This window comes from Stutzerimonas stutzeri, from assembly GCF_002890895.1.
Lineage (GTDB): Bacteria > Pseudomonadota > Gammaproteobacteria > Pseudomonadales > Pseudomonadaceae > Stutzerimonas > Stutzerimonas stutzeri_AB.
This window is the reverse complement of record NZ_POUL01000001.1, coordinates 169354-194615: the sequence shown is the minus strand read 5'-3', so window position 1 is coordinate 194615 and position 25262 is coordinate 169354. Positions and strand designations below refer to the sequence as shown.

General features: G+C 62.4%; 21 protein-coding genes. 8 read left to right on the top strand and 13 right to left on the bottom strand.

Going from position 1 to position 25262, the window contains the following annotated elements:
- Positions 1-102 precede the first annotated feature (102 nt).
- Genes CXK96_RS00900 through CXK96_RS00885 form a run of 4 tightly spaced genes read left to right on the top strand, consistent with a single transcriptional unit; the run spans position 103 to position 3876 of the window.
- Entirely contained in the window at positions 103-600 is a 498-nt protein-coding gene (locus CXK96_RS00900; RefSeq protein WP_423835173.1) for an LEA type 2 family protein, read from the top strand.
- A gap of 8 nt (positions 601-608) precedes the next feature.
- Positions 609-806 carry an SEC-C metal-binding domain-containing protein gene (locus tag CXK96_RS00895; protein ID WP_102834641.1) on the top strand — a complete coding sequence of 66 codons (198 nt, stop codon included), beginning with the start codon at positions 609-611 and terminating at the stop codon, positions 804-806.
- A 7-nt stretch (positions 807-813) separates the two neighbouring features.
- Complete coding sequence (locus tag CXK96_RS00890; protein ID WP_102834640.1) at positions 814-1278, top strand: DUF2489 domain-containing protein; 465 nt, start codon at positions 814-816, stop codon at positions 1276-1278.
- Positions 1279-1338: 60 nt separating this feature from the next.
- Positions 1339-3876: a penicillin acylase family protein gene (locus tag CXK96_RS00885; RefSeq protein WP_102834639.1), complete on the top strand. Its 2538-nt coding sequence runs from the start codon at positions 1339-1341 to the stop codon at positions 3874-3876.
- A 36-nt stretch (positions 3877-3912) separates the two neighbouring features.
- On the opposite strand, the gene CXK96_RS00880 is transcribed toward CXK96_RS00885, so the two are convergent.
- Both CXK96_RS00880 and tsaA read right to left on the bottom strand, forming a co-directional pair.
- A complete protein-coding gene (locus CXK96_RS00880; RefSeq protein ID WP_102834638.1) occupies positions 3913-4512 on the bottom strand; it encodes a DJ-1/PfpI family protein in 600 nt (199 codons plus the stop codon).
- Between the two features lie 93 nt (positions 4513-4605).
- Positions 4606-5304 carry a tRNA (N6-threonylcarbamoyladenosine(37)-N6)-methyltransferase TrmO gene (tsaA, locus tag CXK96_RS00875; protein WP_102834637.1) on the bottom strand — a complete coding sequence of 233 codons (699 nt, stop codon included), beginning with the start codon at positions 5302-5304 and terminating at the stop codon, positions 4606-4608.
- A gap of 408 nt (positions 5305-5712) precedes the next feature.
- Here tsaA and betT point away from each other — a divergent pair, with 408 nt between their 5' ends.
- The 3 genes from betT (at position 5713) to betA (ending at position 11081) form a co-directional block, all read left to right on the top strand.
- Complete coding sequence (gene betT, locus CXK96_RS00870) at positions 5713-7779, top strand: choline BCCT transporter BetT (protein ID WP_102834636.1); 2067 nt, start codon at positions 5713-5715, stop codon at positions 7777-7779.
- A gap of 97 nt (positions 7780-7876) precedes the next feature.
- Positions 7877-9349, top strand: coding sequence for a betaine-aldehyde dehydrogenase (betB, locus tag CXK96_RS00865; RefSeq protein WP_102834635.1), 1473 nt, complete (start codon positions 7877-7879; stop codon positions 9347-9349).
- A gap of 55 nt (positions 9350-9404) precedes the next feature.
- Positions 9405-11081, top strand: a complete 1677-nt coding sequence (gene betA / locus CXK96_RS00860; protein ID WP_102834634.1) for a choline dehydrogenase — start codon at positions 9405-9407, stop codon at positions 11079-11081.
- Between the two features lie 120 nt (positions 11082-11201).
- Here the strand turns inward: betA and CXK96_RS00855 are convergent, their stop codons facing one another.
- From CXK96_RS00855 to CXK96_RS00845, 3 genes are all read right to left on the bottom strand, one after another.
- Positions 11202-12176: a 2-oxoglutarate and iron-dependent oxygenase domain-containing protein gene (locus CXK96_RS00855; protein WP_102834633.1), complete on the bottom strand. Its 975-nt coding sequence runs from the start codon at positions 12174-12176 to the stop codon at positions 11202-11204.
- Positions 12177-12328: 152 nt separating this feature from the next.
- On the bottom strand, positions 12329-13420 hold the full coding sequence (locus tag CXK96_RS00850) for a BMP family ABC transporter substrate-binding protein (protein ID WP_102834632.1): 1092 nt from the start codon (positions 13418-13420) through the stop codon (positions 12329-12331).
- A gap of 259 nt (positions 13421-13679) precedes the next feature.
- On the bottom strand, positions 13680-14360 hold the full coding sequence (locus CXK96_RS00845) for an SDR family oxidoreductase (protein WP_102834631.1): 681 nt from the start codon (positions 14358-14360) through the stop codon (positions 13680-13682).
- A 200-nt stretch (positions 14361-14560) separates the two neighbouring features.
- Between CXK96_RS00845 and CXK96_RS00840 the strand changes: the two genes are divergently transcribed.
- Complete coding sequence (locus CXK96_RS00840) at positions 14561-17275, top strand: cation-transporting P-type ATPase (RefSeq protein ID WP_102834630.1); 2715 nt, start codon at positions 14561-14563, stop codon at positions 17273-17275.
- Positions 17276-17356: 81 nt separating this feature from the next.
- On the opposite strand, the gene CXK96_RS00835 is transcribed toward CXK96_RS00840, so the two are convergent.
- The 8 genes from CXK96_RS00835 to CXK96_RS00800 all read right to left on the bottom strand — a co-directional run bounded on the left by CXK96_RS00835 (position 17357) and on the right by CXK96_RS00800 (position 25228).
- The gene (locus CXK96_RS00835) at positions 17357-18283 is read right to left on the bottom strand and encodes an ABC transporter permease (protein WP_102834629.1); all 927 of its coding nucleotides are present in this window, start codon (positions 18281-18283) and stop codon (positions 17357-17359) included.
- Between the two features lie 55 nt (positions 18284-18338).
- On the bottom strand, positions 18339-19445 hold the full coding sequence (locus tag CXK96_RS00830; protein WP_102834628.1) for an ABC transporter permease: 1107 nt from the start codon (positions 19443-19445) through the stop codon (positions 18339-18341).
- A gap of 10 nt (positions 19446-19455) precedes the next feature.
- Positions 19456-21000 carry an ABC transporter ATP-binding protein gene (locus CXK96_RS00825; protein ID WP_102834627.1) on the bottom strand — a complete coding sequence of 515 codons (1545 nt, stop codon included), beginning with the start codon at positions 20998-21000 and terminating at the stop codon, positions 19456-19458.
- A 302-nt stretch (positions 21001-21302) separates the two neighbouring features.
- The gene (locus tag CXK96_RS00820; protein ID WP_102834626.1) at positions 21303-22040 is read right to left on the bottom strand and encodes an SDR family oxidoreductase; all 738 of its coding nucleotides are present in this window, start codon (positions 22038-22040) and stop codon (positions 21303-21305) included.
- A gap of 124 nt (positions 22041-22164) precedes the next feature.
- On the bottom strand, positions 22165-22635 hold the full coding sequence (locus CXK96_RS00815; RefSeq protein ID WP_102834625.1) for a nucleoside deaminase: 471 nt from the start codon (positions 22633-22635) through the stop codon (positions 22165-22167).
- Between the two features lie 44 nt (positions 22636-22679).
- Positions 22680-23453, bottom strand: coding sequence for an ABC transporter permease (locus CXK96_RS00810; protein WP_102834624.1), 774 nt, complete (start codon positions 23451-23453; stop codon positions 22680-22682).
- A complete protein-coding gene (locus CXK96_RS00805) occupies positions 23443-24243 on the bottom strand; it encodes an ABC transporter ATP-binding protein (RefSeq protein ID WP_102834623.1) in 801 nt (266 codons plus the stop codon). The genes CXK96_RS00810 and CXK96_RS00805 overlap by 11 nt, the downstream gene beginning before the upstream one ends.
- A gap of 4 nt (positions 24244-24247) precedes the next feature.
- Complete coding sequence (locus CXK96_RS00800; RefSeq protein WP_102834622.1) at positions 24248-25228, bottom strand: ABC transporter substrate-binding protein; 981 nt, start codon at positions 25226-25228, stop codon at positions 24248-24250.
- Positions 25229-25262 lie beyond the last annotated feature (34 nt).

The window sequence follows — 25262 nt, the reverse complement described above, 5'->3', positions numbered from 1 at the left end:
AGAACGGTAGTAAAGACGTAGCGTATCGCTGCTAATTTCGTCCAACACCCATTGCGGGCGATCCGCTGCTTGCTACACTTGGCCGTCCTTTGGAGTACCGGAATGCTTTGCCACGCACCCATAAGAAGAATATCCAGAACGGTGATGTTGTTGAGTCTGCTGGCCGGCCTTGCAGGCTGTTCAACTTGGTTCAGCAGTGATTTCCGGGATCCTCGCGTTCAACTCAAAAACGTTGAAATCATCAAGGCCAGGCTGCTCGAGCAGGAGTTCATGCTGCGCTTTCGCATCGACAATCCCAATGACCAAAGCCTTCCTGTTCGCGGCCTGGTCTATACAGTGCACCTCAACGACATCGAGCTGGCGAGCGGTGAGTCCAGTGGTTGGACAACCGTGCCTGGAAATGGCTTCGAGTATTACGAGGTGCCGATCCATACCAATCTCTGGCGGCACATGAAATACATTGTTCGCTTGCTGGAAAAGCCGGACCGTCCCATTGCCTATCGTCTGGATGGTGAGTTGAAAACGGGCCTGATGCTCGGGCGGCGCGTGCACATCTCCACCAATGGCGAGATAATCCCTGGCAACTTTATCCCGGAGTAGTAGTACCGATGAACCACGAAACCCACGTGCACGGTCCCGATTGCAATCACGACCACGACCATGCACACCACGATCATGGTCATGTTCACGGTCCGCATTGCAATCACAGCCACGACCCGGTGCGCAATCCGCTGAAGGATGTTGGTCGGAACGATCCTTGCCCCTGCGGTAGCGAAAAGAAGTTCAAGAAGTGCCACGGAGCCTGATCCGCGCATGACACCCATCACCACACTGTTGCTCATAGCTGGCCTGCTGCTGATTGCAGCCCTGGCGGGATACGCCCTGCATCTATGGCGCAAGGTGTGGCGTAGGGAGCAGCAGCTGGCGGAGATGCAGGCGCAGCAGCATGCAGCGCTTGCGGCGGATCTGCGCGTACTGGCCGGTAGCTTGCTTGACGAGCAGGTGCCGTTGATCGAAGGCGCGATCCGGATCAAGGTGCTGCTGGACAATTACGACTCCACGCTAGGCCAGGATCCGCGCTGCCAAGTTTTCCAGGTGCTCTTCGCTGAGACCGCGCAGGTGCCGACGCATGACGCCTGGAAAGCACTGGATCGCTCCGAGCGTCGCCATCATGAAGCCCGCTTCAGCGCGCTCGAACTGCAGCACAAGGCCGAGGCGCGCCGCTCCGCCCGCTGGTTGCTCGATGAAGCACTGCCGAAGAATCACCAAGCCGCCTGACCGCGACGGCTGATCACATCCTTTTCATACTCGTACTGCCCTGCCTGCAAGGAGCCGTTGATGCCATTGCGTCTGCCGTTTTCTCTGGTTCGCCTGTTCTTGGGCGCCGCACTTGTAGGTGGAGCCCTCAGCGGCTGCCAGGCCTATCTGGACAGTCGCTATAGCGACAGCTTGCCGCCTGCTAGTGGCGTCCAGGCGATTACCGGTCTGGACAAGAGTGTGAGCATCCGTCGCAATACGTTGGGAATGCCGTTGATCGAAACGGCGAACTTTCACGACGCGCTGTTCGGGTTGGGGTATGTGCATGCCACCGACCGCCTGAGTCAGATGGTCAGCATGCGGCTTATGGCCGAAGGGCGCTTGGCTGAAATGGCCGGCCCCGGCGTACTTGAAGTAGACCGCTTCATGCGTGCCGTGAATCTTCGGCAGAGCGCAGCGGTGCTGTATCGGGATAGCTCGCCTCGGATGAAGCGCTTCTTCGAGGTGTATGCCAGGGGCGTTAACGCCTACTTGTTCCGCCATCGCGACAAGTTGCCGATGGATCTGGCCGCCACGGGCTATACCCCCGAATACTGGAAGGCTGAAGATTCGGCGCTGGTGTTCTGTCTGTTGAACTTCGGCCTGGCGGTCAATCTTCAGGAAGAAATCGAATCGCTGGTCATGGCGCAGAAAGTCGGTGCAGATAAGGTCGCCTGGCTGCTGCCCACTTATCCAGACGAGGCGTTGCCATTCGAGGAAGTCGACAAGCTCAAAGGCTTGAAGCTCAGTGGCACTATCACTGGGCTTGCAGCGCTCGATAGCGCTGCCACTCAAGTGGCCTCGCTCAACATGCTGGGCGTTGCCGCTTCGAATAACTGGGCCGTTTCCGGCAGCAATACGCGCAGCGGCAAACCGATCCTGGCCAACGACACTCACCTGCCACTGTCGATGCCGTCGTACTGGAACTTCGTGCAGATCCGCTCGCCGAAATTTCAGGCTGCGGGCGTGACGATTGCCGGCGTGCCTGCGGTTGTCGCCGGCTTCAACGGCAAGCTGGGTTGGGGCATGACCATGGTCATGGGCGATACCCAGGATCTGTTTCTCGAGCAGGTGCGGCGTGAGGGCGGCCGCTTGCTCTATCTGGCCGATGGCAAGTGGGTGCCGGCGCGCGAGCGAAACGAGACCTTCTTTATCAAGGGCGCACGTCCAGTTCGTGAAACAATTTACGAGACGCGCAATGGCCCGCTGCTCAACAGCGCTCTAGGCGAGCGCAAGCACCCGTTGCAGCCGCTGCAGTTGAGCAGTGGCTACGGGCTGGCCCTGAAAACCAACCAGTTCGAAGCGGATCAGTCGCTGGACGCATTTTTCGACCTGACCCGTGCGCGATCCGTTGATCAGGCGTTCGAGGCGACTCGTGACATCCGTGCCATGGCGCTGAACATTGTGTTTGCTGACCAGCAAAGTACCGGCTGGCAGGTCACCGGGCGCTATCCCAACCGTCGCGAGGGCTTGGGCCTGGTCCCGTCGCCCGGTTGGGAAGGGCGTTATGACTGGGATGGTTATGCCGATCCGATGCTGCATCCCTACGACCAGGACCCGGTGCAGGGCTGGCTGGGTACTGCCAATCAGCGCACAGTACCCAAGGGCTATGGCATGCAGCTCTCCAATTCCTGGTACTACCCGGATCGTGCCGAGCGCATGGCCGAGCTGCTTGGGCAAGGCAAGCAGGACACTCGCAGCGTGATCGCGATGCAATACGATCAGACCACGACCTTTGCTGCCAAGCTGCAGACCATGCTGCAGGCACCGGGAATGGCAGAGCCGCTGAAAGCCTCCATCGACGCACTGGGCGAGCCGGATCGGCGCCGGGCACGTGAGGCGCTTTCGACACTTTTGCGCTTCGATGGCAGGCTGGCCGCCGGCTCGGCGGACGCCGCGCTGTATGAAGCGTTCCTGATGGAAACGGCGCGCCAGACTTTTCTCGACGAGCTAGGGCCAGACAGCAGTGCTGCATGGAAGGCGCTGGTCGAAACCGCAAACGCCTCCTATTCGGCGCAGGCAGATCATCTGCTCAGCCGCGACGACAGCCCTTTCTGGGACGACATCGGTACACCGGGCAAAGAAGACAAGCCTGCCATTCTGGCGCGTTCGCTTGCCGCTTCGGTCGTTCGCATGGAAGCTGCCCTTGGTACTGACCGGAATGCATGGCAATGGGGGCAGCTGCATACCTACACCTGGAAGACCGGCACTACGCAACTGGCGCCCTACATGTCGACCAGCCAGCGCGCCGGCATCAACGCGATCAGCGGCTATCTGGACCGTGGCCCGGCCCCGGCTGGTGGTGATCACAGCACATTGAACGTATCGGCCTACCGCTGGGGCGACAATTTCGATACCTGGCTGATTCCGGCAATGCGGATCATTGTCGACTTCGGCCGTGACGAGCCCATGATCGGCCTCAACAGTACGGGTCAGTCCGGCAACCCGGCCAGCCCCCACTACGCAGACGGCATCGAGGCCTGGTTGAAGGGCGGCTATATGAGCTTCCCGTTCAAATCCGAGAATCTGGACAAGGTCTACGGCACCCAGCGGCTGCTGCTTACGCCGTCGCCCAAGTAGTGTAAAGACCCGTGGACGATGTGGCGTCGCTGTGGGTCAGTTGTTTTTACGCCAATCGAAATCCATCTGCCGGGCGGTGGCTTCGGCCAGCTCTCGGCCAGCGATTCGCTCGACCAGATGCAGGCTCATGTCGATACCGGCAGAGATGCCGGCCGAGGTCACGTAGCGGCCGGTGTCCACCCAGCGACAGCCTTCGACCACCTTCAGCAACGGAAACATTGCTTTCAGCTCGCTGACGTCTTCCCAGTGCGTGGTCACCTTGTGCGCGTACAGCACGTTGGCTTTTGCCAGCATGAAGGCGCCGGTGCATACCGAGGCGGTGAGGCCGGCTTGCGCGGCGGCTTTCTCGATCCATCGCACCACCTCGGGGTTTTCCAGTTCGCTCGTAACCACGCCGCCCGGAATGATTAGCAGATCGATGGGCGGATGGTTGGCAAAGTTGTAGTTGGGTTGCACCACCAGCCCGGCCCTGGCGCGAACCAGGCCCTTGCGTGCAGCGATGGTCGAGGTCGAGAAGGGCGGTGGCTGACCGTCGCGCAACGCCAATCGCGTCGCGGTGCTGAACACCTCGTAGGGCCCGGTAAAGTCGAGCACCTCGACGTCGGGATAAATGTAGATACCGACGAATGTGGGCATGACGGTCACCTGTCGTGTGCGCCGAGCTGGAGAGCGGCTGCTCGAGCCGCTACGCAGGGCGTTCCTGAGCGGTTTTGCGCGGGTCCACTCAGCCTAGCTGGCCGCTTGTGTCACTTCCAATACAGTTATGCTCGACGGGTCGGGGTAATGCCAGCGAACTTCAACGTCCCAGAGACGAGTACCGTAACGGCGTTCCGGAGCCGGGGTCTGGTAGGCCGGTCTCGGGTCTTGCGCCAGGCATTGCTCGATCAGGGCTTGCAGAGGTTCGCCCAGCCTTGCCGCTTCGCTCTGCGCTTGCTGCAGGCTGGATTCGGTCCAGTGCACGGCGATGAGGTGGGGCGCGTCCGCGGCCAGGCCGTTGCGCGCATCGCTGACCACGTCGGCGTAGGGGACGTAAGGCTTTATGTCCAGTACGGGCGTCCCATCGAGCAGATCGATCCCTGATAGATGAAGGCGTCCTGGCTCGATTCGGTCGAGCTTTACCACCGACTGCCCGATGCCGTTGGGCCGGTGCGTCGCGCGTGTGGCGAAAACGCCAACCATCCGATTGCCGCCCAGACGTGGCGGTCGCACCCGTAGCCGGGGTTCAGCCTCCAGCGCCTGATGAAAAAGAAACAGTAGCCAGACATGGCTCACCTGTTCCAGCCCCTCCAGCGCGTGGGGCTGGTCGAAGGGTGCGACCAGCTCCAGCACGCCGCGAGCAGCCGGTGCCAACTGCGGCTGGCGCGGAATTGCGAACTTCTCCTTGAAACAGGAGTGCACGAAGCCGATTGGGGAAACGGAGTAGGACATGCTGACCATCCAGACGCGGAGCCTGCCATCTTACGCGTTGCGGTAACGGCTCGCGTCATGCACCCGGACTTCAACATCGATCCAATCAGCGCTAGACCCCGCAGATGCGTTCTTTAAGAGTCGAACTTCCCTCGCGCGGAGGCGCCGAGAAATGCGGCGTTTGGAGAAATCGTGTAGGATGCGCGCCCTTTTTCGAACATAGGCTAGGTTTGTTTTACGGCTCTACGCTTTACCCCTTTTCAGCGCCGTGCTCGCCAGAGCTATACGGCGGTTTTTGGCGCGTCGCCCCTGACGTCGCCCGCATAAGGCAGCAGCAGTGCAGCCGCTTTGGCAGTCGCGAAACGTGGCAGCCGCATTCGTCGCTTCGCGATGTCCTAAAAGCCAGAACAAGTTCCGGAGATAGAACTGATGAACGAGGCTGAGCTCTCACCCAATCACACCGACTCAACACGGGATCGCATCAACCCGGTCGTTTTCTACAGTTCGGCGGTAGCCATCGTAGTGTTTGCGATCTGGACGATGTTCTTCACAGAGCCATCCCTGACGGTCATCAATACCGTTTTAGGCTGGATTTCGAACACCTTTGGCTGGTTCTACTTCCTGGCCGTGCTGGTGTACTTACTGTTCGTAATCGTCATTGCGACCTCGCGTTACGGCAAGATCAGGCTCGGGCCTGACCATTCGAAACCGGAATTCAATGTCGTGACCTGGGCGGCGATGTTGTTCTCCGCCGGTATCGGCATCGACTTGCTGTTCTTCTGTATCGCTGAGCCCATCACCCAATATCTGGAGCCGCCGGTAGGCGTAGGCGGCACCGCGCAGGCAGCCCGGCACGCCATGGAGCTGACCTTCCTGCACTGGGGGCTGTCTGGTTGGGGCGTCTATACCCTTGTGGGCATGTCGCTGGCCTACTTCAGCTTCCGCCAAGGGCTTCCTCTTTCGATCCGCTCGTCGCTGTACCCCATCTTTGGCAAAGGCATTTACGGACCCATCGGGCATACAGTCGACACGGCCGCCGTGTTGGGCACGGTGTTTGGTATCGCCACGAGCCTGGGCATTGGCATCATTCAGCTCAATTTCGGCCTGAACTACATTTTCGGGGTGCCTGAAAGCACGCTGACTCAGGGGGTGCTGGTCGTCCTGATTGTCGTGTTTTCGGCGATATCGGCGGCGACCGGGGTGGAGCGGGGCATCCGCCGACTTTCCGAATTCAACATGCTGCTCGCGGTATTGCTGCTGCTGTTCGTGTTGTTCGCAGGAAAGACCACCTTCTTGCTCAACGCGCTGGTGATGAACATTGGCGACTACTTTTCCAACTTCATCAGCCTGTCGTTCGACACCTATGCCTACGACCAGCCGACCGACTGGCTGAATGCCTGGACGGTATTCTTCTGGGCCTGGTGGATCGCGTGGGGGCCGTTCGTAGGCCTGTTCCTGGCGCGCATTTCGCGAGGCCGTACCATCCGTGAATTCGTGGTTGGCACGTTGCTGCTGCCGCTGGCCTTCATGATGGCGTGGATGTCGATCATGGGTAACAGCGCCATCGACCTGGTCATGAACGGTGCCGTCGAATTTGGCGCGCAGGCTGTCAGCAATCCTGGCTCCTCGATCTACCTGTTTCTGCAGAGCTTGCCCTGGGCTGGTTTGACGACATCGGTCGCCACCGTGCTCGCGATTGTGTTCTTTGTGACCTCGGGGGACTCGGGTTCGCTGGTGCTGTCCAACTTCACCTCGATTCTCCGGGATGCGAACAGCGATGCGCCGGTCTGGATGCGCATACTCTGGGCCGCGATCATCGGTGTGCTGACCCTGGCGCTGCTGATTGCCGGCGGGCTGAGCGCATTGCAAGGGACCGTGGTGATCATGGGCCTGCCGTTCTCCATTGTGCTCTTGTTCATGATGGTCGGCCTGTTCAAGGCGCTGCACGTTGAAGGCGTGATGGCGGACAGTTACCAGAAGAGCCTCTCCGGCCAGCTGTCCGGCCGTGCGACGCTCGAGCATGCCCACATGAACTGGAGTCAGCGGCTCTCGCGGGCGATGAGCTTCCCGAGCCAGTCGCAAATTCGCCGCTACCTCAAGGAGACATGCCGTCCGGCCATGGAAGAAATCCAGAAGGCGCTCGGTGAAAAGGGCGTGCCGGTGGAGATCGTCGAAGGCGAGCCCGGCAACGAGCACCTGATCCTCAACGTGAATCTCGGCAGCGAGATGGACTTCACCTACCAGATCTGGCCCGTTCGCAGCTCCATGCCGTCGTTTGCGGTGCGCACCTCCAGCAGCAGTGCGCACTATTACCGGCTTGAGGTACACCTGCGTCAAGGCAGCCTGGGCTACGACCTGATGGGCTACTCGAAGCGTCAGCTGATCGAAGACATCCTCGATCACTACGAACACCACATGCAGTTCCTGCATCTGCAGCGCGAGAAAGGCAGCCTGGCGGACGGCTCGTCCGAACCCGGCACCACAAGCGCCACCTGACCGCGATCACGGCGAACCCACAGGTTCGTCGTGGGCATCTGAAACGTGGCAGCGGCTTATCCGGCCGCTGCCACTCGGACATTCGAAGAGGTAAATCATGGCCCGTTATCCACGGCAACAACTCTATATCGATGGCACCTATGTCGAGGCCAGCGGTGGACAGGTGTTCGAGAGCATCAATCCGGCCAACGGCGAAGTGCTTGCCGAAGTGGCCCAGGCATCGCGTGCTGACCTTGAGCGAGCGGTTGTCAGCGCGGAGAAAGGCCAAAAGGTCTGGGCCGCATTGACCGGCATGGAGCGCTCGCGGGTACTGCGCAAGGCGGTCGACATGCTGCGCGAGCGCAATGATGAGCTGGCGTTGCTGGAAACCCTCGACACCGGCAAGCCACTGATGGAAACCCGCAGCGTCGATATCGTCACCGGCGCCGATGTGCTCGAGTACTACGCAGGCCTGGCTCCAGCCATCGAAGGCGAGCAGATCCCGTTGCGCGATACCAGCTTCGTCTATACCCGCCGTGAGCCGCTGGGCGTGGTAGCAGGGATCGGCGCGTGGAACTACCCGATCCAGATCGCCTTGTGGAAGGCCGCTCCGGCACTGGCCGCGGGCAACGCGATGATCTTCAAGCCGAGCGAAGTCACTTCGCTGAGCGCGTTGAAACTCGCCGAAATCTTCACCGAAGCCGGCTTGCCCGCCGGTGTGTTCAACGTGCTGACCGGCACCGGTGCCGAAATCGGCGCCTTGCTCACCGAGCATCCGCGCATCGCCAAGGTGTCCTTTACCGGCGGTGTCGCGACTGGCAAGAAGGTCATGGCCAGCGCCGCCAGCTCTTCACTCAAAGACGTGACCATGGAGCTGGGCGGCAAGTCGCCGTTGATTGTCTGCGACGACGCCGATCTGGATCGCGCCGCGGATATCGCCGTCATGGCCAACTTCTTCAGCTCTGGTCAGGTCTGCACCAACGGCACCCGCGTTTTCGTGCCGCGCGCGCTGTTGAGCGAGTTCGAAGCGAAGCTGCTCGAGCGGGTCAAGCGCATCCGCATGGGCGACCCGCAGGACGAGCAGACCACATTCGGCCCCATGGTCAGCTTTGCCCACATGCAGAACGTGCTCGGCTATATCGCCAAGGGCCAGTCGCAAGGTGCGCGCCTGCTCTGTGGTGGTGAACGCGCCACCAGCGGCGATTTCGGTCGTGGCGCCTACATCGAGCCGACCATCTTCAGCGACTGCACCGATGACATGATCATCGCCCGTGAAGAGATCTTCGGCCCGGTGCTGAGCCTGCTGGCCTACGACGACGAAGACGAAGCCGTGCGTCGTGCCAACGACAGCGACTACGGTCTGGCCGCCGGTGTGGTCACGCGGGATCTGGTGCGCGCACATCGGATCATCCATCAGATGGAAGCCGGAATCTGCTGGATCAACACCTGGGGTGAGTCAGCCGCACAGATGCCCGTCGGCGGTTACAAGCAGTCCGGGATCGGCCGCGAAAACGGTATCTCCTCTTTGTCGCATTACACGCAATTGAAATCGGTACAGGTTGAACTGGGCGACTTCGCGTCGGTTTTCTAAGCGAGCAGGCCGAGACGAGCGCAGGGCGGTGCTCGCCAACGCGACAGGAGGATTCATGAAATACGACTACATCATCATTGGTGCCGGCTCTGCGGGTAATACCCTGGCTGCACGCCTGACCGAGGACGCGGATGTCAGCGTCCTGCTGCTGGAGGCGGGCGGGCCTGACTACCGCCTCGATTTCCGCACTCAGATGCCGGCAGCACTTGCTTATCCGCTGCAAGGCACGCGTTACAACTGGGCTTACAAGACTGACCCAGAACCCCACATGAATAACCGGCGCATGGATTGCGGGCGCGGCAAGGGGTTGGGCGGATCATCGTTGATCAACGGCATGTGCTACATCCGCGGCAACGCCCTGGACTACGACAACTGGGCGACCATGCCGGGTCTGGAGGACTGGTCCTATCTCGACTGCCTGCCGTACTTCCGCAAGGCTGAAACCCGCGACATCGGCGCCAACGACTACCACGGCGGCGACGGCCCGGTCAGTGTCACGACGCCCAAGGCCGGCAACAACGTCCTGTTCCAGGCGATGGTCGAGGCGGGCGTGCAGGCTGGCTATCCGCAGACCGAGGACCTCAACGGTTACCAGCAGGAAGGCTTCGGGCCCATGGACCGCACTGTCACGCCTAATGGCCGTCGCGCCAGTACGGCGCGTGGTTACCTTGACCAAGCCAAGGACCGCCCGAACCTGACCATCGTCACCCATGCCGTCACCGACCGTGTGCTCTTCGAGAACAAGCGCGCTGTAGGTGTGAAGTACCTGCGTGGCGGCGAACAAGCCACCGTCGCTCAGGCTCGTCGTGAAGTGTTGCTGTGCGGCGGGGCTATTGCTTCACCTCAAGTGCTGCAGCGATCCGGCGTTGGTCCGGCGTCGTTGCTCAAGGGGCTCGGTATCGAGGTGGTTCACGACTTGCCTGGCGTCGGCCAGAATCTGCAGGATCACCTGGAAATGTACCTGCAGTACGAGTGCAAGCAGCCGGTTTCGCTGTATCCCGCCCTCAAGTGGTGGAACCAGCCGGCCATTGGCGCCGAGTGGCTTTTTCTCGGCTCTGGTATCGGTGCCAGCAACCAGTTCGAAGCCGGGGGCTTCATTCGCAGTCGCGAGGCGTTCGAATGGCCGAACATCCAGTTCCACTTCCTGCCGGTGGCGGTCAGCTACAACGGCAGTAATGCCCACGACGGCCATAGCTTTCAGGCCCATGTGGGTTCGATGCGCTCACCGAGTCGCGGGCGGATTCAGATCCGTTCGACCGATCCTCACGTCGATCCAAGCATCCTCTTCAACTACATGGCTCATGATCAGGACTGGCAGGAGTTTCGCGATGGCATCCGCCTGACGCGCGAGATCATCAACCAGCCGGCGCTCGACCCCTTCCGTGGCAAGGAATTGAGCCCGGGCGTGGAAGCCCAGAGTGATGCGGATCTGGACGCTTTCGTCCGCGAGCATGCCGAGACCGCCTATCACCCATCCTGTTCCTGCAAGATGGGCACGGACGAGATGGCAGTGGTCGACGGTCAGGGGCGTGTCCACGGCGTGGAAGGCCTGCGCGTGGTGGATGCGTCGATCATGCCGCAGATCATCACCGGCAACCTCAACGCCACCACCATCATGATCGCCGAGAAGATCGCCGACCGGATTCGTGGACGTGAACCATTGCCGCGCAGCACGGCCGCCTATTACGTGGCCAATGGCGCGCCGGTTCGCAAGGCGCCTCTGCGCGGCTGAGTATGGTCAGGTCGGGGTTGAGCGGAGGGCGAGCGATTCGCCCTCCGTTCTCCCTGGTGCGCCTCTAGTACAGCGATGCTGACACGGACAGGGGCTTTCCGCCTCGGGCGTGTGAGCAACTCATGTCGCTGCGGCTGAGGCCTCGCGCCGATAGGCATAGGTCTCGGCAAAACGCGAAAGCATGTAGGCACTGCAGGTCGTGGCCGGGTATTTGGGTGGCTGGCCTTCGCTCTGGCAACCGGGCAGGCAACTGATGATCGTGTCGGGATTCGGCTCGGCGAAGAACGGCATGGAGTAGCGGTCGACGCCCAGTGGGCTGATCACCCGATGCGGTGTGGACTTGTACCGGTCGTTGCTCCAGCGCGCCATCATGTCGCCGATATTGACCACGAAGGTGCCTTCAATCGGCGGCGCATCTAGCCATTCGCCGCGCACATTCTGCACTTGCAGGCCGCCAGCCTGGTCCTGATAGAGCAGGGTGATGCAGCCGTAATCGGTATGCGCGCCGGCCCCTTGTTGCTCGGGTGCCGTTGCGGTCTGGCGTGGAGGATAGTGGATCATGCGGAACACGCTGATCGGCTCGACGAAGCGCTCATCGAAAAAGCCCGACTCGACGCCAAGCGCATTAGCCACTGCGCGCAGGAGGGTGCAAGCCAGCGCATGCATGTCTCGATAGTGCTGCTCGAACAGCGCTTCCCAGCCTTCCAGATCGGGATGGCGATTCGGCCCGCGCAGCGGCTTGCCTGCCAGGACGTCCGGATGATCGGCCGGCATGTGGAAACCCATGTCGAAGGTCTCCTTCAGATCGCTGGGCTTGCCGGGATCGAGTTGTTCGGTCGCGATCGCTCCGTAACCGCGGTGGTGTTTGCTTTTTGTGATGTCGATCTGCAGCTTTTGCTCGACCGGCAACGCAAAGAACTGTTCGGCCGCATCCTTCAGCTGGCCGATACGCTCAGCGCTGATCGGATGATTGCGGATATAGAAAAAGCCCCAGTCACGGCAGGCCGAGTCGATCTGTCGGGCGACCTCGTGCCAACCGTCCTCGTCCGAGGCATAGAGCGGCGCGATGTCGATAATGGGGAGTGGTGTGCTCATGGGTGACTCCGGGAATGATCGCTGCGGTCTTCTCGTACCGGCAGCCGTGTAGGGCTCAGCCCTCTGCCAGCGGTTCTCCGGGAGGAGGGACGGCACGGCAATTTCCGGGTGCCGCGCCTCTGAGGGCGCGGCTGATGCTGTGGCCTATCGTGTTACTTCGGCAGCTCGGCGCTGATGCCGTTTACGTAGTAATCCATCGATGCCAGATCACCGTTGCTGGCGGTGGCGCCTTCGGCAATGCGCACGGTGCCGGACTGATCCTTGATCGGGCCGGTGAACGGGTGGAACGCCCCGCTGCGGATACTGGCGATGATCTGTTCCGCCTCGGTTTTCACTTCAGCCGGCACCAGGTCGCTGATCGGCAGGCTGATGGTTTCTTCAGCCAACCCGCCCCAGAAATCCTGCGGCTTCCAGTTACCGTCGATGACCGCTTTAGCCGACTTGCTGTAGTGCGGGCCCCAGTCGTTGACGATGGACGTCAGCACCGCCTTCGGACCGAAGTGGGCCATGTCCGATGCGTAGCCGACCGAGTAGACGCCTCGGCGCTCGGCCGCCTGGATCGGTGCCGGGCTGTCGGTGTGCTGGAAGACCACATCCACGCCCTGGTCGATCAGTGCGTTGGCGGCATCGGCTTCCTTGCCCGGATCGAACCAGGAGTTCACCCACACCACCTTGATTTCGGTGCCGGGGTTGTACTTGTCCAGCGCCAGTTGGATGGCGTTGATGTCGCGGATGACTTCAGGAATCGGGAACGAGGCGATGTAGCCGATCTTCTTGCTCTTGGTCATCTTTGCCGCCAGGAAGCCGCCGACGTAACGGCCTTCATAAGAGCGCGACAGGTAAGTACCGAGGTTCTTGGCCTGCTTATAGCCGGTGGCGTGTTCGAAGGTCACCTTGGGGAATTGCTTGGCGACCTTGAGCGTCGGGTTCATGTAGCCGAAGGACGTGGTGAAGATCAGGTCATAGCCGCCCTTGGCCATGTTGCGGATCACCCGCTCGGAGTCGGCGCCCTCGGCCACGTTTTCCACGAAGGTGGTCTCGACCTGCTCGCCAAGCTCCTTTTCCAGATGCTGGCGGCCCATCTCGTGCTGGTAGGTCCAGCCATGGTCGCCGATCGGGCCGACGTACACGAAACCGACCTTCAGCGGATCGGCCGCGAGCGCTGCCCCGGCGGTCAATGCGGTGGTAAAGCCGATGGCGGCGGCAAGGCCGCGCAGCAAGGTGCTCCGTGATTTCTTATGCATAGGGATGACGCTCCTGTGTGTGCTGACGAGAGCCGTAGCGGCTGCCACTCCAATTGCAAAAAGCTGACCAGATGGACAGATCGGCGAAACGGCGGGCGCTAGGGGATCAAGTGCGGCAGACGGCGGGTACGGCAGGAGCGCAAGTGGTGCGTGAATGGAATGCGGTGCCCCAGGTCAGTGCGCCCAGGGCAGGGCTCAAGCGACGCCGAGCCCGCGGCCAGGGGTGCCGGTGCAGAGGGCAGCGTCGCGTCTGCTGGCCTTACCAGGGCAGCGGAGTTCCCTGATAGTCCAGATACCGATGGCCGCCACTGCCCAGCGCCTTGGTGACCTGCTCGACCATGCCGCGTGCACTGGTCTCGACGTCCAGCGGTGCCTGCTCACCGCCCATGTCGGTCTTAACCCAGCCGGGGTGCATGGATAGCACGGTCAGCCCGGTCTCGCCGAACTCCGCCACGAACGTGCGAGTCATGTGATTGAGCGCGGCCTTGCTTGCACCGTAGAGCGACATGCCCATGCCTGGACCGGTCTCGACGCTGCCGAGGATCGAGCTCATGAACACCACAACGCCCTGTTTGTCATCCACCCGTGGCAGCAGATGCTCGGCCAGGCGCAGCGGGGCGACGGCATTGGTGAAAAACAGCTGACCGACTTCCGCTTCGCTCGCCTGGGTGGCCGGCTTGTTCTGCGGGCCGGCGACGCCAGCGTTGACGAACAGCACATCCAGCCGTGCACCCTCCAACCGCTCGGCCAACGCTTCGATGCTGGCCGCATCGGTCATCTCCAGGGTTTCCACCCGCACCCGCGGAATCTGGCTGAGCGCGTCGGCCTGTTGCGAATTGCGAACCGTGGCAATGACCTGCCAGCCTTCGCTGGAAAATTGTTTGGCCAGTCCGAGGCCCAGACCGCGGGATGCGCCAACGATAAGCACGGTTTTCTGCATGAGAGCTCCTAAAGTAGAGGGCAAGGCAAGAAAGCATAGCGTGGCGCGGTTGCGCCGAGGGGCGCTGCTGCGGCATTTGACCGCTGCCTCTGTGTTGCAATGCATGTCCCTGCGATAGCTATGGTCATCGTTATTCGGCTCTCATGAAGCACCTGCGTTGCTGCATTCGGCACCAGCGAATCAAGACAAAGGGGGACCCCATGCCCGAACAGCAAACCCGAGCCAACTGCTGGCACGCCTGTCAGGCTGATGAGGCGTTGCGTGAGCTTGAAGCGTCGCCCGCAGGGCTGACTCACGATCAGGTGAAGGAACGGCTGTCCAGTTACGGGCCGAACCGTCTCGATGAAGCCAAGCCCGCGAGCGTCTTGCAACGGCTGCTGCGGCATCTGAACAACGTGCTGCTCTATGTATTGATTGCCGCCGCGCTGGTCACCGGATTGATGGGGCACTGGGTCGATACCTTCGTGATTCTGGTGGTGGTAGTGCTCAACGTCGCCATCGGTTTCGTGCAGGAGGGCAAGGCGGAAAAAGCACTTCAGGCGATCCGTCACCTGCTGGCGCCACATGCGGTGGTGCTGCGCGAGGGTCGTCAGCAGGACGTCGATGCCGCCGATCTGGTTCCCGGTGATGTCGTGCTGCTGGCCTCGGGCGACAGCCTGCCGGCGGACGTGCGACTGCTGCAGGCGCGCAACCTGCGCATCGACGAGGCGGCGCTCACCGGTGAATCCGTTCCGGTGGACAAACAGGTCGAGGCGGTGGCCGATGACGCGCCCATCGGTGATCGTCTCTGCATGGGTTACGCCGGTACGCTGGTGACGCAGGGGCAGGCCCGGGCCGTGGTCGTCGCCACCGGCGCGGCCACGGAAATCGGTCGCATCGGTCGCATGCTGGAGTCGGTCGAGCAGGGCACCACGCCGCTGCTGCGCAAGATGGAGGAGTTCGGCCGCATCCTGACGATGGTGATTCTCGCGACCAGCGCGCTGCTGTTCCTGTTCGGGACGCTGGTACGCGGCATGGGCGCCGGCGAAATGTTCATTGCGGCGGTGGGGCTCGCAGTGGCGGCAATCCCGGAAGGGCTGCCGGCGATCATGACCATCACCCTTGCCATTGGCGTGCAGCGAATGGCGACCCGCAATGCGGTGATTCGGCGACTGCCCGCAGTGGAAACGCTAGGTTCGGTGACGGTGATCTGCTCCGACAAGACCGGCACCCTCACACGTAACGAGATGACAGTGCAGGAGGTGATCTGCGCCGGCCAGTCACTGAAAGTCGATGGTGCCGGCTACGCGCCTGAAGGTGCGCTCCTGCTCGAAGGCGCGGCAGTCGAACCGGCCGCGTTGCTGGCGCGTTCTCCAGCCGTCAGCGCACTGATGCAAGCAGCTGCTCTTTGCAACGACGCCAGCCTGCACGAGAAAGACCAGCTGTGGACCCTGGCCGGTGATCCCACCGAGGGCGCCTTGCTGACCCTGGCGATGAAAGCAGGGCTGTCGCCGACCAATCTGCACGTCGATCGGCCGCGACTGGATGTGATCCCCTTCGAGTCCGAGCACCGTTTCATGGCGACGCTGCACGCGACTGATGGCGGCAGCGAGGTGCTGGTCAAGGGCGCACCGGAGCGCATTCTGGCCATGTGCGCCAATCAGATGATGGCCGATGGCGAGGAGCGGCCGCTGGAACTGGACCTGTGGCATGCGAAGGTCGAGGCGCAGGCGCAAGCCGGTCGCCGGGTCCTGGCGCTCGCTCGGCGCCAACTGCCCGCCGGAAAGGACATGCTCGAACACGCTGATGTCGCCAACGCGCTGACCCTGCTGGGGCTGGTCGCCATCATTGATCCACCGCGCGAGGAGGCGATACGCGCAGTTGCGCAGTGCCGCGCTGCCGGCATCCGGGTGGTGATGATCACCGGCGACCACGGCGTGACGGCCAGCGCCATTGCCAGACAGCTCGGCATGGGTGATGACATCAAGGCGATTACCGGACCTGAATTGGAGCATATGGACGAAGCGGCCATGCGCCAAGCTGTGGCCGAAGCCCGCGTGTTCGCCCGCGCCAGCCCGGAACACAAGCTGCGGCTGGTGCGTGCACTGCAGGCCAACGGCGAAGTGGTCTCGATGACCGGCGATGGCGTCAACGATGCGCCGGCGCTGAAGCAAGCCGATGTCGGTGTGGCGATGGGGATGAAGGGCACCGAGGCGGCCAAGCAGGCCGGTGCCATCGTGCTGGCGGACGACAACTTCGCTTCGATTGCGCATGCCGTGGAAGAAGGCCGTACCGTTTACGACAATCTGCGCAAGACCGTGACCTTCCTGCTGCCGATCAATGGCGGCGAGTCGCTTTCGTTGCTGTTGGCTGTGCTGCTCGGCATCGCCCTGCCGATCACTCCGGTACAGGTGTTGTGGGTCAACATGGTCAGCTCGGTGGCGCTGGCGATGGTGCTGGCCTTTGAGCCGACCGAGGCGGATGTGATGCAGCGTCCGCCACGACGGCCGGACGAACCGATGCTGTCGCGATTCGTCATCTGGCGAATCTTCTTCGTTTCCGCATTGTTCCTGGCCGGCATCTTCGGCATGTACCAGTGGATGCTCTCGCAGGGCGCGACGGTCGAGGCGGCGCGCACCGTGGCGGTCAACACGCTGGTTTGCATGGAAGTGTTCTATCTGTTCAGCGTGCGCTACCTGAAGGCGCCATCCTTCACCGTGCAGGGCGTAAAGGGCACGCCGCGGGTGCTGGTCGCGGTGTTTGGCGTATTCGCCTTGCAGCTGCTGTTCACCTACGCGCCGTTCATGCAGTCGCTGTTCGCCTCCGAGGCGTTATCGCTGTCCACGGGGATGGTGGTGGTACTGGCCGGGGTGGTGGTACTGGTCATCCTGGAAATCGAAAAGGCCTTGCTGCGGCGTCTGGGCCTCGGCCTATAGGGAGAGCTGTGGTGCAGGGGCTGGTGCCACGTATTAGCAATAGATGGAGAGCGGGCCCGTAGGACCCGCTCTCCACGCGGGTCAATGACCGGCTTTCCACGGTTGCCCCAGCGACACCGGCGCGTAGAGGCGGGTGCGGATGGCGTCACGCGACAGCAGCACCAGCACGATGATGGTTGCCACGTAGGGCAGCATTGCCAGCAGGTTGCCGGGAATCGACAAACCGATCCCCTGCGCGACCAGATGCAGGATGCTGGCAAGGCCGAACAGATAGGCGCCGAGCAGCACGCGACCCACCCGCCAGCTGGCGAAGACCACCAGCGCCAGGGCGATCCAGCCACGGCCTGCGGTCATGTTTTCCGCCCACATCGGCGTATAGGCGAGCGACAGGTAACCTCCCGCCAGCCCTGCCATGGCACCGCCGAACAGCACGGCCAGCGCACGCACCCGCAGCACCGGCAGGCCCATCGCACTGGCGGCATCGGGATTCTCGCCAACCGCCTGGATGATCAGCCCGACGCGGCTTTTCAGCAGCACCCAGGCGACCAGTGCGAACAGTGCGAATGACAGATAGACCAGCAAGTCCTGAGCGAACAGCATGCGCCCGATCAGCGGAATATCGCTGAGCAGCGGGATCGCGATCGGCTCGAAACCGGCCAGTGGTTTGCCGACCCAGCCCGCGCCAATGAATGAGGACAGGCCGACTCCAAAGATGGTCAGCGCCAGTCCGGTGGCCACCTGGTTGGCATTGAAGCCCAGCGCCACCAGTGCGAACAGCTGCGACAACAGCATCCCGCCAAGGCAGGCAAACACCACGCCTAGCCAGAGATTGCCGGTGGCGAAAGCGGCGATGAATCCGGCCACTGCGCCGAACAGCATCATGCCTTCCTGACCGAGATTGAGAACGCCGGACTTTTCACAGACCAGCTCGCCGAGCGCCACCAGCAGCAGCGGCGTGCCAGTCCGGATCATCGCGTAGAAGATGTTGGTGAGTAGATCGATATCCATCAAATCAAGCCTCGAGCTGCGAGCGGCAAACCATCGGAAGAGTGGGGAAGGCAGATCATGCGGCGGGCTCCGGTTCGAGCGCTGTTGGCTGCACCTTGCGGCTCCACCCCTTCAGGCGCGGGCGATAGAGAATCAGCACATCGCACGCCAGCAGAAAGAACAGCACCATGCCCTGAAACAGCTGAGTGATCGATTGCGGCAGGTTGGCCGCCATCTGGGCGTTCTCGCCACCGAGATAAAGCAGCGCCATCAGCAGGCTGGCAAAGACAATCCCGATGGGATTGAGTCGACCGAGAAAGGCCACGGTTATCGCGGCGTAGCCGTAGCCAGGCGACACCTGCGGCACCAGCTGGCCTATGGGGCCGACGACTTCCGATACACCCGCCAGGCCGGCCAGACCGCCACTGATCAGCAGCGCGATCCAGATCAGCCGCTTCTCGCGGAAGCCGACAAAGCCGGCAGCGCGTTTGTCGAGTCCCAGCACCTTGATCTGAAACCCGAGAAAGCTCTTCTGCAGCAGCACCCACACCACCACCAGCGCCAGCAATGCGAAATAGAAGCCACCGTGCACGCGCAGATCCTCGAACAGCTGCGGCAGTCGCGTGGCGTCGCCAAACATCGCCGACTCGGGAAAGTTGAAACCCTCCGGATCTTTAAGCGGGCCGTGCACGGCGAAGAGCAACAGGTTCAGCGCGATGTAATTGAGCATGATGCTGGTCAGGATCTCGTTGGCGTTGAACTGCGTGCGCAGCCAGGCACAGAGTCCCGCCCAGGCGGCACCGCCGAGCGTGCCCACGAGCAGGCTGAGCACCAGCGCCCAGCGCGAATCCCACTCGATGACATGCACCGCCACCGCGCTGCCTGCCAGTGCGCCAATCAGCAGCTGGCCTTCCGCGCCGATGTTCCAGATCCGCGCGTTGTAGACCACGGCCAGGCCCAGGGCACAGAGCAGGATCGGCAGTGCCTTGACCAGCAGTTCGGAGACGCCGTAGAGGTCGCTGACCGGGTCGATCAGCAGCACACGCAGGGTTTCCAGCGGCGGGTGACCGAGTGATGCAAACAACAGGGCACCGCTAGACAAGGTCAACAGCGCCGCCAGCACGGGCGAGAGCCAGAGCATCGGGCGCGATTCGTACCCGCGGGGTTCAAGGGATAACAACATGATGGAATTCTCAGGCGGCTGTGGTCGTGGGGTGATCGAACTGTCCCGCCATCCAGCGGCCGACGTCCGTGGCGCTGGTAGCAGCGGTGGGCTGCAGCGGCGACAACCGGCCATGGCTCAGCGCGCCGATGCGGTCGCTGATCTGGAACAGCTCTTCGAGGTCTTCAGAAATCACCAGAATGGCGGCGCCGGCGTCGCGCAGCTCGATCAGCGCGCGATGTATCGCAGCGGCCGCGCCGACATCCACGCCCCAGGTCGGGTGCGCGGCGATCAGCAGTTTCGGTTGCTGGAGGATTTCGCGGCCGAGGATGAATTTCTGCAGGTTGCCGCCGGAGAGGCTGCGCGCCGGGGTATGGGTGCCGGGGGTCTTTACCGCGAAGGTCTCGATGATGCGCCGGGCGAATGCCTCGACTCGGCTGTGCCGAATCAGTCCGTTGTTGACCATTCCCTCCTGTTGAAACGCGGTCAGCAGCCCGTTGTCAGCTAGGCTCATCGCCGGCACCGCACCATGACCGAGGCGCTCGGCCGGGACAAAGGTCATCCCCAGGCGACGCCGAGCATCCGGCGCCAGGTGCGCCACGGGAGCGTCGAGAAAGCGGATGCGTGCGCTTTGGTCCCGCGCCAGGCGCTGTTCGCCGCTGAGCAGTGCGAGCAGCTCGTCCTGGCCGTTGCCGGCGACACCGGCGATACCGACAATCTCCCCGGCGCGGACTTCGAGCATCACCTGTTCAAGTGACACGCCGAACGGATCGGCGTTGTGCCAGGACAGCGACTCGACTTGCAAAAAAGGCGCGCCGCCCACGGCTTTCGGATATTCCGCTTCAAGCCCCTCGGCGTCGCCGACCATCAGCCGTGCAAGGTCCAGATCGCTGCATTCGGCGGGTATGCAATCGCCGGAGACACGCCCGCCGCGCAGCACTGTTGCGGCCTCGCAAAGCGCTCGCACCTCGTTCAGCTTGTGGCTGATGAACAGGACGCTACAGCCTTCCGCCGCCAGCCGGCGCAACACGGCAAACAGGTCGTCGGCCTCCTGTGGAGTGAGTACAGAGGTCGGTTCGTCGAGAATCAGCAGTTTGATGTCCTGCATCAGGCAGCGAACGATTTCCACCCGCTGACGCTCACCGATGGAGAGGCTATGGACCAGGCGATTCGGCTCCAGTGGCATGCCATAACGCTGGGACACTTCACGGATCTTCGATTCCAGCTGTTTAGGCGTTCCGGCGGCTGCACCGAGGGCCAGCGCCACGTTCTCGGCGACGCTCAGGGTTTCGAACAGCGAGAAGTGCTGGAACACCATCCCGATGCCGCGCTCACGCGCCTGGGCTGGGTCGCGCATGACGACCGGTTGGCCTTCCCAGCGGATCTCCCCAGCGTCGGGTTGCGTGACGCCGTAGATGATCTTCATCAGCGTGCTTTTGCCAGCACCGTTCTCGCCGAGCAGCGCGTGTATTTCGCCGGCATTGATGATGAGATCGATGCGGTCATTGGCCAGACAGCCTGGATATTGCTTGGTGATGCCGTTCAGCTGCAGGCGGGGTTGGGATGTATCGGGCATGGGAACGTCCGCTGGAAGTCATGACCGAGTGAATAGCAAAAAGCTGGCCAGGCAGTCAGGATTCCGCAGCGGGGCCAAAAACGGGGTGGCTGGCTGTCGGCACAGGATAACAGCGAGCCTTATCAGTGCTTCGAATTGGTGCCAGGAAGGGCATTGCCGCCCCAGGGTGCACCGGGGTGGGGCGGGCGAAGAGGGCGCTTGTTGAGATCCCGGCTCAGACCGGCTCGCATCGGGCAACATCGAGGACCGCGAGCCGAGCAGCCCAATGCGGGCTGCCGGTAAGCAGAACCATGATGGTGTCGCTAGTAGGGGCTAGCAGTCGGGCGGACCACCAGTTCGCTCACATCCACATCGGCTGGCTGCTCGACGGCATAAGCGATGGCGCGTGCGATGGCTTCGGCTGGAATGGCAATGCGACGGAAATCGTCCATAGCCGCCCGTGCACCCTCATCGGAGATGCTCTCGGCCAGTTCCGATTCGGTGACACCGGGTGAAACCAGGGTGACGCGAATGTCGCCGCCGACCTCCTGACGCAACCCTTCGGTGATGGCGCGAACTGCGTACTTGGTCGCGCAGTAGACCGCTGCAGTGGGGCTGACGGCGTAGGCACCTATCGAGGCGATGTTGATGAACTGGCCTGAGCGCTGACGCTGCATCAGCGGTAGCGCGGCGGCGATGCCGTGCAGCACGCCGCGGATGTTCACGTCGATCATCCGGTCCCACTCATCGACTTTCAGGGCATCGAGGCGTGATAGCGGCATCACCCCGGCATTGTTGATGATCACCTCGACCCGGCCAAAGCGCTGTTCGGCAAAATCGACGAAGGCCTGGGTGTCCCCGCGGCTGGTGACATCCAATGCGCGGCAGGCCGCTACACCACCGGCTCTGGTGATGCTGGCGCCAAGCTGTTCCAACCGCTCCACGCGGCGGGCGCCGAGTACAACCGTAGCGCCGCGTGAGGCCAGCAGGCGCGCCGTGGCTTCGCCGATGCCACTGCTGGCGCCGGTAATGAGTACGACTTTTCCGTTGATGTTCGACATGCGCAGATCCTCGCTCGGTCATTCGGCAGCGCGGATGCGCCGTTAGATGAATGCTAAGCAGCGGACGGTACGCGGCGTTATGTCGATCCTGCCAAGGGCTTGCCTGATTCTGGCTGAGTGAGCCTTACCAGATGCCGTCGTGCAGGGCGGCCGCTTCATCTTCAAGCAGCGGCCCGACGACCTCGACCTTTCGCTGGCCCGCTTCGAAGACCACGCGACAGGGCAGGTCCAACGTCGGGTTTTCCGGATGGTTGCCGGTGATGGTCTTCAGGCTGCGCTCGGAAAGGCCATACACCACCCGCCCCAGACCCACCCAGTACGCGGCGCCGGCGCACATCGCGCAGGGCTCGGCAGAGGTGTACATGGTGCAGCGCGAGAGGAATTCCGGCGTATAGCGGGTCGAGGCACGGGTCATCAGTACACGTTCAGCGTGGCCGGTCATGTCATGGTCCGGCATGTAGGCGTTGCCCTGTTCGAGCAGGGTCTCGCCATCCGGGCCGACCAGAATGGCGCCGAAGGGGTGCGTACCCTCGGCCAGCGCGCGGCGCGCCACGTCGAAGCTTTTACGCAGCAAGGCTGTGTCGTCTAGGGGCATGGTGAGATGTCCATTAAGAGTTTGGATCTGCTGGCAGGCAGGGCTCAGCTTTCGCCTTTCGGCAGGCTCCAGGTGAAGAACAGGCGTTGCGCGAGGCCGACCAGCTGAAATAGTGCCAGGCTGATGACGACCAGCATCATCAAGGCCGCGAAAGCTTGTGGGACCTGGAACATCGAGGTCGAAAAATTGATGAAGTAGCCCAGGCCCTTGTCCGCCGCGACAAACTCGGCGACCACCGCACCGATCACCGCCAGGGTGATGGAGATGCGCAGCGCTGAGAACAGGTGAGGAATCGCGTAGGGCAGACGGATGTTGCGAAACTCGCGGGTTCGCGAGGCGCCCAGCGAACGCGACAATTCGATCAGCTCAGGTGGCGTCGCCAGCAGGCCGGTCACCGTCGACACCACAATGGGGAAAAAGGCGATCAGAAAGGTGATGAACACGCGCGGCAGGTCACCGGCACCCATCACCACCACGATGATCGGCGCCACCGCGACAATGGGCGTTGACTGCACGATGACCAGCAGCGGATAGAGTGTGCGTGACAGCAGCCTGGACGATGCCAGCGCGATCGCCAGCGGAATCCCGATCAGAATCGAAAGCCCATAGCCAAGCAGGGTAACGCGCAGCGTGGCGAAGATGTGCTCGGCCCAGATCGTCGGGTCGAGTTTCCAGGTAGCGGCAAGGATGGCGCTCGGGGAGGGCAGGACAAATGCCGGCAGGCTCAACAGGCGGCAGGCTGCTTCCCAGAGCAACAACAGGCCGAGCAGTGCCAGTCCCGGGGCGAAACGCTCGCCCAATGCGCTTTTAGAGACCATGACGGCTGAAGACCTTGCGACGGATATGGTTGGCGAGCTCGTTGAAACGGGGCTCCGTGAGGGTGTCCAGCGACCGTGGTCGAGGTATATCGACATCGATGATCTCGGTCACCCGGCCCGGGCGCGCCGACATCACCAGGATGCGGTCGGCCAGCAGCAGCGCTTCAGGAATCGAGTGGGTGATGAACAGAACGGTCTTCGGCCGCTGGGTCCAGATGTTCAGCAGCTCGAGGCTGAGTTCGTCGCGGGTCAGGGCGTCCAGCGCCGAGAACGGCTCGTCCATCAGCAGGATCTCCGGGTCATGCAACAGCGCGCGGGCAATGCCTGCGCGCTGTTGCATGCCGCCGGACAGCTCATCCGGACGCTTGCCGCCGAATTCCTGAAGGCCCACCAGCTGGAGCAGCTCTTCACCACGCTCGCGCTCCTGTTGGGTGACCCGCCCGTATTTGTGCTTCATCGGAAAGGTCAGGTTGTCGCGGATCGTCAGCCAAGGCAGCAGCGTCGGTTTCTGAAACACGATGCCGACCTCATCACGCGGGCCGTCCAGCTTCTTGCCGTAAATGCTGACCTGACCGCTGGTGGGCCGAATCAGACCGGCAAGAATGCGCAGCAACGTCGACTTGCCGCAGCCTGACGGGCCGATCACGGCGATGAACTCGTGGCGATCGATGGCGAAGCTGGTGTCGTCGAGGGCCACCACTTCGCTGCCATCCGAGGAGGTGAACACCTGCCGGACCTGCTCGAGGGTGATGCTCGGCCGCAGGGCCGAGCGGGTTTCGGTCTGATTCATGCGATTACTCGACGAAGCCGTTGGCAATGACCTGTTTCGGGTCGAGGCTGTCGCTTGGCAGATTCTGCGCGCGGGCGACCCATTGCCATGTGGTTTCCAGGCGCTCGGCGTCGAATTGGGCGGTGCCTTCGGCTTCGCTGACCTCGTTCTGCATCAGTGGGACTGACGCCGTGAACTGTTCGACTGCCTGCTGCTCATCGACTTCTGGAACGATTTTCTTCAGCGCAGCCGCGGCTGCGGCGGGATCAGCAATGGCCATGTCCTGGGCTTGGCGGTAGGCCTTGATGAATTTCTTCGCAACCTCGGGGTTGTCCTTCAGGAAGCGTTCAGAGGCAATCAGTGACAGACCATAGCCGTCGAAGCCGTAGTCCGACCACGGGATGACCTTGAGTTGCTTGCCGGCTTCCTGCATGGAGCGGGCGAAGCCGGGTGCCACGGTGACCCAATTGATGGTCGCATCGACCTTGCCGGTGGCCAGCATGGGCGCCAGTGCGCCCGGGTCGAGCTTGAGCAGCTTCACTCCGTCGCGGTCGATGCCGTTGGCTTCGAGCACCAGCGGGAACACCACATTGGAGGCGGAGAAGGTCGGGGTCGCGACCGTCTTGCCGGCGATGTCTTTGAACGCTTCGATGCCTGAGCCTTCTGCGGTAAAGAAGGCGTCTGGCTGCTTGTTGTAGATCGGTGCCACGGCGACCACCGGCACAGGTCCCTGTGCCCGCGCCTGCAGGACCGAGGCCAGGCCGGCGCTGCCAAAGTCGGCGCTGGCAGTGGCCAGTTTGGTCACCACGTCGCTGCCGCCGCGAGCGCTGGCGATCTCCACCTCGATGCCCTGGTCGGCAAACAAGCCTTTGTCGACGCCTAGATAGATCACTGCCTTGTCGCCGGCGGGCAGCCAGTCATTCAGCCAGCGCACGGTATCGGCCGCCAGCGCAGCTTGGGAGAACAGGACCAGCAGTGAACTGGCGATCAGGGTTTTCTTGAACATGGGGCGTCGCTCCTTGATTGGCGTCACGAGAGGG